5 protein-coding genes are annotated in these 7,804 nt (G+C 49.5%); all 5 read right to left on the reverse strand.

The window, feature by feature from the left end:
* Positions 1-678 precede the first annotated feature (678 nt).
* The gene (locus DU481_RS15245) at positions 679-2,892 is read right to left on the reverse strand and encodes an endonuclease/exonuclease/phosphatase family protein (RefSeq protein ID WP_350135908.1); all 2,214 of its coding nucleotides are present in this window, start codon (positions 2,890-2,892) and stop codon (positions 679-681) included.
* Positions 2,893-2,955: 63 nt separating this feature from the next.
* Complete coding sequence (locus DU481_RS15250) at positions 2,956-3,906, reverse strand: alpha/beta fold hydrolase (protein WP_350135910.1); 951 nt, start codon at positions 3,904-3,906, stop codon at positions 2,956-2,958.
* Entirely contained in the window at positions 3,903-4,295 is a 393-nt protein-coding gene (locus DU481_RS15255) for a hypothetical protein (RefSeq protein WP_107803857.1), read from the reverse strand. Before DU481_RS15255 ends, DU481_RS15250 begins: the two co-directional genes overlap by 4 nt.
* 139 nt (positions 4,296-4,434) lie before the next feature.
* Positions 4,435-5,688, reverse strand: a complete 1,254-nt coding sequence (locus DU481_RS15260; protein WP_350135912.1) for an L-lactate MFS transporter — start codon at positions 5,686-5,688, stop codon at positions 4,435-4,437.
* A gap of 553 nt (positions 5,689-6,241) precedes the next feature.
* On the reverse strand, positions 6,242-7,207 hold the full coding sequence (locus DU481_RS15265; RefSeq protein ID WP_350135914.1) for a methyltransferase domain-containing protein: 966 nt from the start codon (positions 7,205-7,207) through the stop codon (positions 6,242-6,244).
* Positions 7,208-7,804 lie beyond the last annotated feature (597 nt).

Raw genomic sequence — 7,804 nt, forward strand, 5'->3', positions numbered from 1 at the left:
CGTTTCTTGTGACTGTAATCAAGATCGGCAAAACTCGTTTGGTGTGGCATGGCGTATTTAGAAGGTCGTTAATAAATCTATTATCTCAACAAACCTCGGGATTTGTTCAGCGGTTCCATAGATAAGTCATCAGTAAAATACTGGAGACTTGGGCAACGAGACATAATTGAAATACAGAAAGTAGGTCTAGATACAATTTCTACACTACTAGCATCTGATTCTCCGACTGATTTTGAGAAATCAACTCTTAACGCGATATTTTTGTATTCTAAATCAGCATTTACTGCCGATCCTGTTGAGAAGGTGGTATATATGCTATCGTCGCTAGAAAGCATCTTGCTAAAGAATGAAAGTGAGTCGATCCAACAGAATTTAGCCGAACGAATGGCTGTTTTCATTGCACAGGAATTGACCCAAAGAAAAACCATCATAAAAACGATTAAGACCATATATAGCGTGAGATCAAGGTATTTGCATCATGGACATACCTCATCAGAGCTAAAGTCAATCTCAGACTTCATGATGCACGTTTGGACATTTTATATTCGATTGCTAGCAAACGTGGCGCGTTTTCGTACACAAGAAGAATTTGTTAATGCAATTGATGACCATAAACTTTCATAATGACTAACAGTCACATGCACTCTAAAATGCGATGTTCGTTCCACACTATGTTTTTTACTGCCGTTGATGCGAGGCGTTCGGATTCCGGCTCAACCTGTAACTAATCTGATACTCCGCACCTTCCGCTTCGATGATGAGAGACGATTCCCGTGTATTTTCACCTTTTTTCAACGCCGGAATCGTGGCGGTGAACGGGCCGTCATCGTCATCGCCGCTGTCCAGTTCGAACACGGTGATGTTGAGCCGGTCGTTGAACGCGGTATTTTTCGGGTAATAGGAATTGAGCATGCGCCGTTCGTCGTCGTCGAAGTCTTCGTCGGTAAAGTCGAGGAAGTTGGTGGCCATGTCGTCGGCGGTCATGGTGAGGTGGATTTCGTCCGCGCCGAGGCCGCTTTGGTCTTCGATACTGTAGATTTCCAGGTGATTCAGGTAGGAAATGCTGTAGCGGTAACCGGCGAGGAATTCGAAATCCGTTGTCTGGCTGCGTTCCAGCAGCATGTAGACATCCTGGATATCTGCGGCGCGGTCGTAGCCGATCAAGGTGAGCTTGTCTTCATTGGTGACTTGCGCAAACGGCGCGGGGGCGGCGATGCCTTCGAACAGACTGAGACGGATTTTACGTACGAAATCGTTTTGGATGTAAAACTCCACTGGGTAGGGATTGCCGCTCAACAGTTGCTCGGCCAGCGGTGCGCGGAACCAGCATTCGTCATTTTTACCGTTTTTCTGGCCGACTGGCAGTCGCGGATCTTTGGGAATGTCGTTGGGCTGCAGGCCGATAGCCAAAAAGCGATTTTCACCGGTATGTTTGATGAAGGAAAAAGCGATATTGCCGGTGAATTGATCCTCTCTTTCAATGGCTTTCAGGCGGATGAACATTGGCCAATGCACGTCGACCTGATCGCCCGTTTCGGATAGCTGAAATTCATGTTGCAAACTGTTCAGCCAGTCGTGATCGAGTCCTAATTCTGTCCACTTGACTCGATTGTATGGGTCGATCTTGGTCGACATAGCGTTCTCAAAATAAAACGCGGCTTCGAGATTGGGCGAGTAAGTGAAGGTGTAAGTGCCCGGTTCGCGGATGTAAATCCATTGAAACACCCCGGGGGAGGGGATCTTCAGGTCGTTGGCGATGTTGACCTTGACCAATGAATCCGGCGCTTGAAAATGCACAAAACCGCTCTGGATTTTGGCTTGGTTCGGCGTGTTGTACGGAAACTGCCAATGCACTTGCGCCAAAATGCCGCGATGGTCGCTTTGGATTCTTTCAAACGCCATATCCAGCGCGGAGAAATTCGACGGCAAAATCCGCATGTGCTGCGCGACCAGGCGGCGCGGCGTTTCGCCTATCTCATTGGTGCGTTGCTTCGGAAAGCAGATGTAATCCAGCCGCTCTTTCAATCCCGCCGGTAAATGCTCGCCTGCTTTCAGATTGGTATTGGTCAAGCCCGGATCGGCTTCCATAAAAGCGCCCGGTGGCGTCATGAACGTGCGCCAGCCGTCGATCAGTTGTCCGGTGAAAATCAGTTGGTTTTGCCTGAAGGGAATGCCTTGCGAGGCGTTGTTGTACGGGCCGCCGTTGTTGATAAACACATTGGTCCATTCGCCGTGGCCATCGGTGGAGTAGGGCGGCGTATCGCCACGGATGTTCAAATCGCCCAGTACGATGACCTTATCCCAATTGGCGTTGTCTTCCGGCGCGCCAATGAGTTCGATCAATGCGCCTTCGATGACTTTCAATTGCCGTAAGCGGATGACGTGGTGTTCGCCGACTTCCTCGTAAAACGCCTGTAAATGCGTCAAAGCGATGGTGATGACTTCAAAGTGCAGGCCGGTGCTGATTTGCACGATAGCCACACCTTTTTCCGCCAAACCGTCATTACCGGCGCTCATCGGGTAAAAAAGACCACTTTGATAGGGATAAAACCGGCTGCGGTTATTGGAAAAATTGTTGTCCGAAGGCGGCAATTCGCGAAACTCGAATTTGCTGAATACCGCCAGTCCACCGTCGTCCAGATCGCCGCTGCCGCCGTTGAACGACACGATGAAATGCGGATACATGTCTTTGAGACCCGTCTCCAGAATCTCTTTCGCATCTTCGTTATCCGCCTCGTTGAACACCACCACGTCGGGATGCTCGTCAAACGCGAAATTGCCGGGATCGAGCGCTTTGACCGCCGCTTTCGCGCGCCATTCGGCGTCGCTATGAGGGCCTGCGGGCCAGGCTTGCGCTTGGATGTTCATGGTCAGGATTCGGATGTTTCTCATGATAGGGTCGCTCTCAACGGTGAATAATGGATCATGCCGGTCGATGGATATAGAAAGCCGTAGTTATGGCACGATGGCCGCGCGGTTCGATCCGGCTTCCAGGAAGCTGCGCAAGTGCGGCAAAAGCAGCGATGGCTTTTCTTCTTGCACGGCGTGACCGACGCCGCTCATGATGACAAGTTTCGAATCCGGTATATTTTCATGCAGCCTTTTGCCGACGGCCAGCGGTACGATTTCATCTTCCCGGCTCCAGATAATCAGGGTGGGAATGGTGAGACTGGCGTAGTTTTCCGAAAATTGCTGTAAATCGGTTGGCAGCATTTGCCGTACCGAAGTGAGTAACGCGTATTTGGCATCGGGCTTGCCGAGATCGGCGGCATAGTGGTCGATGGCTTCTTGCGGAATCAGGTCATCGTTGAAATACACGATCTGCAAGAGATTCTTCACCTGGAAGGTATTGGGCACGGCATAAGTGATTAACGGTCCCAATACCGGGGTGGCGAGTATTTTTACGAAACTGGGCAGTTCCTGCGGGTAGGCAACGCTGTCGATGAGTACTAGGCTTTTTTGCAGCCCCGGATTGGATGCCGACAAATAGATCGATACCGCCAATGCGACTCCGCCACCATAGGAGTGGCCGATGATGTGAAGATTCTTTAAATTGTTTTCGAGAATGAAGTTTCTGACCAGTCTGGCTTGTTCGTAAACGGAATATGCATCATCGCGCGGTTTTGGTGAATCGCCGAAGCCTTTCAAGTCAACGGTGATGACCCGGTTCTTTTGCGCCAGCGGTTCAATAACATGGCGCCAGCTATAACTGCTTGCGCCGAAGCCATGAATCAGCAGTACCGGTTCACCGGTGCCGGTGCTTCGGGATGCCAGTTCCAGCGCGTTGGTTTTGTCCAGATTCTGGTATTGCGTCCAGCCGGGGATATTTTTATCCATGACAGCACAGCCGCCGGAGGCTAAAACTGTCAATAGCAGCGCGAGTGCCAGCAGGGGATTTTTTTTCATTTCAAGGCGCGAATCAGCATCATCAAGTCGAATACGGCACCCCCGCAAAATGAGAGTGCGCCGAAAATAGGCAATACTGCAATGATATTGCAAGCTACTTTTAGCCGTTTGGCTTCTTCGTCATTTTCAATTTTCATGTGGCGTGGAATGGATAAAATGACATAACTGATCAGGTAAAGAAAAATGATGTTTCCGAGCGTGAGCGGCAGAAGATTGGTCAGATAGATTTCAACCGGACCGAGCGTTTGTTCCGGGCAATAGCCGCACTTGTCGATCAATTCAAACATCATATCGCGTCTGGCGTTGATCATTTGAAAGAAACTGAGTGTCGTATTAACAGCACCCCATAAAGCCGCCAATAAAACAATCGGAAGTCCCAATTTATCCATTTGATTGCTTTTCCCTGATCATTCCTGGTTAAAGGTTATCACGGGGAGATTTAAAACGAAATGAATTGTTATCAGCCGGGGAGAGAATGAAGATCAACGGTGGCAGGGCGTGTAGCCGCTGCGGTATGAAGCAGCCAGTTCAAGATGTTCGTTTGTCCGGTGCGTTGAGTCCCATCGCGGCAATCAGCATCCCGAGAACCGCCAACCCCGCGACAATGGCAAAGGCGTGCAAATAGCTGCCAGTGATGTCCTTGATGCTGCCGGACAGTAGTGTTCCCAGAATGGCACCGGCGCCGTAGGCGGTAAACATCACACCGTAATTTTGCGCATAGTGCAGTTTTCCAAAGAAAATGCCAGTGGCGGTGGGCGCCAGCGCCAGCCAGCCACCCAAGCACATCCAAAGTACGCAGAATGCCAGCAGATACAGCATGGCGTTGCCTTGTCCGAAAAAAAACAGTAACAGAGACGCGCTCAGAATCAAGGTGAACGAAACGATTGCGGTGTGCTTCGGGCCGAGCTTATCGGTTAATGCGCCGAACAGCGGCCGCCCCAGTCCGTTGAATACCGCAAACAACGATACCGCAAGCGCTGCGGTGGGCGCGTCCAGCTGCGCCACTTCGGTACCCACCGGCGATGCGATGCCGATCGCCATCAATCCGGCTAGGCAACCGATCGTGTATGTTGCCCATAGCGCATAGAAGCGGGGGGTTCTTAACATGGCTTGCCGGTTTAAATTCAAAGCGGGCGTTACCGGTGCGGCGTTCAGCGTGGCGGATCCAGCAGGATTCCATGCGTCCGGCGGGAAACGCAATAACTGCGCCAGTAGGGCGATGACGATGGTAAATGCGATGCCAAGGTACAGAAACGTGTGCATGATCCCGATTTCGGGTAGCAGAATCATCGCCTTCATCAGCGGTGCGATCAACAATGCCGATACGCCAAAACCCATGACAGTCAATCCGATCGCCAGTCCGCTGTGGCGTGGAAACCATTTGACCACGACCGCAATCGGGCAGCCGTACACAATGCCGACCCCGGCGCCGCCGATGACGCCGTATAACAGTGTCAGAGTGGCGATATCCACGGAAAAGCTCGCCGCGATCCATCCGGTTCCCGCCAGTAAACCGCCGAGTGTGGCTGTCAATCTCGGTCCCCAGCGTTCGATCAGATTACCCGCTAGCGGCATTGCAACCGCAAATACCGCCAGAAACACCATGAACGGATACCCGCTCTGGCTCGACGAGATCCCCCACAAAGCTTCCAATGGTTTCCGGAAAACGCTGAAGGCATAAATCGATCCCAGGCACACATTGATCAATAATCCGATCGCCACAAACACCCAGCGGCCTTTTGCCGCTTCCATACCGAATAATTTCAAATCGTGCCGGGTCATCTTAGTTTTTTATCCATTTTTTGTTTTTTTACCGCTGCTTTTTGCTGATCTTACCGGTTCTTGGTCTGCGCGGGATGTTAATCCGGGTGATTGCTGCGATTAATGCAACGGGAAATTAACATGTTTTCCGGCGGGATGGTTAATGAGCAGAGTAAAACGGTGTTAGTTGTATGCCATTGGCACTTGAGATGGATGATGCGGGTATTAAATCGGCTGATTTACCATTCGAGCGAGGTGAGTGACATTGCCACTTACCTCGCTCGAATGGGACTTCAGATCGTTTGATGAATGTGAACGTTAGAAACCGATGCCTAAATAACCGCCAGCCGTCAAGCCATCGACATTGATACCGTCTTTTTTACCACCGGTAAAATGTTAATTCTTTGTTAAGAATTCCGGGTATTGAAGACGGTTTGGCGAGAGGAAATTAGCGAAGATTAAAATGAAATGCAGTTTCTTAGAGGCGGACAAAACAGCTGTTCCAGTTCATCATTGAGCCTTGCCAAGTGAGACCTGGCAAGGCTCCGGAAAAATTTGATATCGTTAGAAGTGATTACAGGATAATGGCATTTTCAGCGGGCCGGGGTCTAAATTCCGCAGAGCGATTCATTGCTTCCATAGCAAATTCCAACACTGGGGTTTGCTTGCTTATCAAGCGGACTTGCAGTGAATCCGTCAGGGCATTCAGGGGTGCGCCACCTTGGTAACTGAAGCGGATGGAAACCTGGTCGCCTCTTGAAACTTTGATGGGCTGGGCTAACGGAAAAACGATGTATTGCGTGTGCCAGTCGATGGTGCTGCACGTTGCCATATTGATGGCCAGTAAATTTTTAGTGATGAGCCGCAAGGCATTAAGTTGACCGTCTTCGGTAATCAGAATTTCGCCGTCCCATTGGCAAGTTTGACTGTATGGTTCGGCATAGGCCAGCAATTGGAATACTTCGGGATCTCCCAGGCTCGCGCTGCGTTCCTGAGTGGCGTACGGATTCTGGAATTGAATGGTTGGCGCGTGGAAGCCTGCAAAATGAAAATCGTGTTGTATGGGTTGGATCGCCTGAATGCTTGCTTCCGGAATAAAGGTAGGCAATGGTCCGACGAATTTCTTCAAGTAGCGTTGTTTGAACGAATCGATCACCGGCATTTGTTTTTCGCGGAGCAGGCCGGTATGCAGCATTTCGCAGATCACCACATCGACCGGTTCCGGCGGCAGGTAATGCATGGCATCGGCTTGAATCACTTCGACTTTGTCTCCGTTGCTGTTTTGCGCCAGCAGATTGCGCGCGGCGCTAATCAGTTCCGGGTTACGCTCAACACAATAAACTTTCTGTGCTTTTTGTGCGGCAAAGAACGATTGCACACCGGTACCGCCTCCTAGCTCAAGCACTTTGGCGCCCGGCTTGACGGCTAGGTCAATCGCGTCTTTAAAACCTTGCATGCGGGCAGTGTCGTTCAGCATATTGTGGTGATAGTGCAGAGGAATGAATTGGCCGAGTTCCAAGCTCTCAAATTTATTTTGCATAGGAATTCCTGATCGATAAGTGCTGCGATTAATAATGTAAACATTGCTGTACATGCTAAGAGCAACGATCATGCCAGTCTGTGACAAGACAGATGTAGACTGTATTTGTGAGCTTTTTTGCTCGATTTTTTTATAGCGGATAGAAAGCAAGACCGGCAAATATTGCCGCACTAGCGGAAAATAATAGCTCAGGGTTCAAAACGTTCGATGATAACTTTGGCACACAAAAAATCTAGCGCGCTCTCGAAAAGGAAAATAATTTCTGTTGTTAACGTCCATTTCAGTAGTTAGTATATTTTGATAAGAACCTAACTCCATAAGATATTTGCAATTCTCCTTTATCAAAGGAGCGCTTTAACTTGATAAGCATCAAATATCAATTGGCTGATTTTATTTAGCATTGGATATAGTTTTCAGAATTCTAATTTTATTTGCGGGGTTCCAGTGTCCAGCTTAAGTTTTTTATTTACATCCGGTCGATTTGCTAAGGAAGCGCTGAACAATTAGTGATTTCCAGATTTCCCGGTAATCCTGCCATTTTTTTGAACACGAATTCCCGGCAATTCATTTTTCAGTGGTGTTTTGTAGCCGGATTTC

The sequence above is a fragment of the Nitrosomonas sp. genome, from assembly GCF_040240425.1.
Taxonomy (GTDB): Bacteria; Pseudomonadota; Gammaproteobacteria; order Burkholderiales; family Nitrosomonadaceae; genus Nitrosomonas.

Excerpts from the sequence above, each read along its gene's own strand:
- DU481_RS15245 (WP_350135908.1), bottom strand. The coding sequence starts at position 2,892 with ATGAGAAACATCCGAATCCTGACCATGAACATCCAAGCGCAAGCCTGG.
- DU481_RS15250 (WP_350135910.1), bottom strand. The coding sequence starts at position 3,906 with ATGAAAAAAAATCCCCTGCTGGCACTCGCGCTGCTATTGACAGTTTTA.
- DU481_RS15255 (WP_107803857.1), bottom strand. The coding sequence starts at position 4,295 with ATGGATAAATTGGGACTTCCGATTGTTTTATTGGCGGCTTTATGGGGT.
- DU481_RS15265 (WP_350135914.1), bottom strand. The coding sequence starts at position 7,207 with ATGCAAAATAAATTTGAGAGCTTGGAACTCGGCCAATTCATTCCTCTG.
- DU481_RS15260 (WP_350135912.1), bottom strand. The coding sequence starts at position 5,688 with ATGACCCGGCACGATTTGAAATTATTCGGTATGGAAGCGGCAAAAGGC.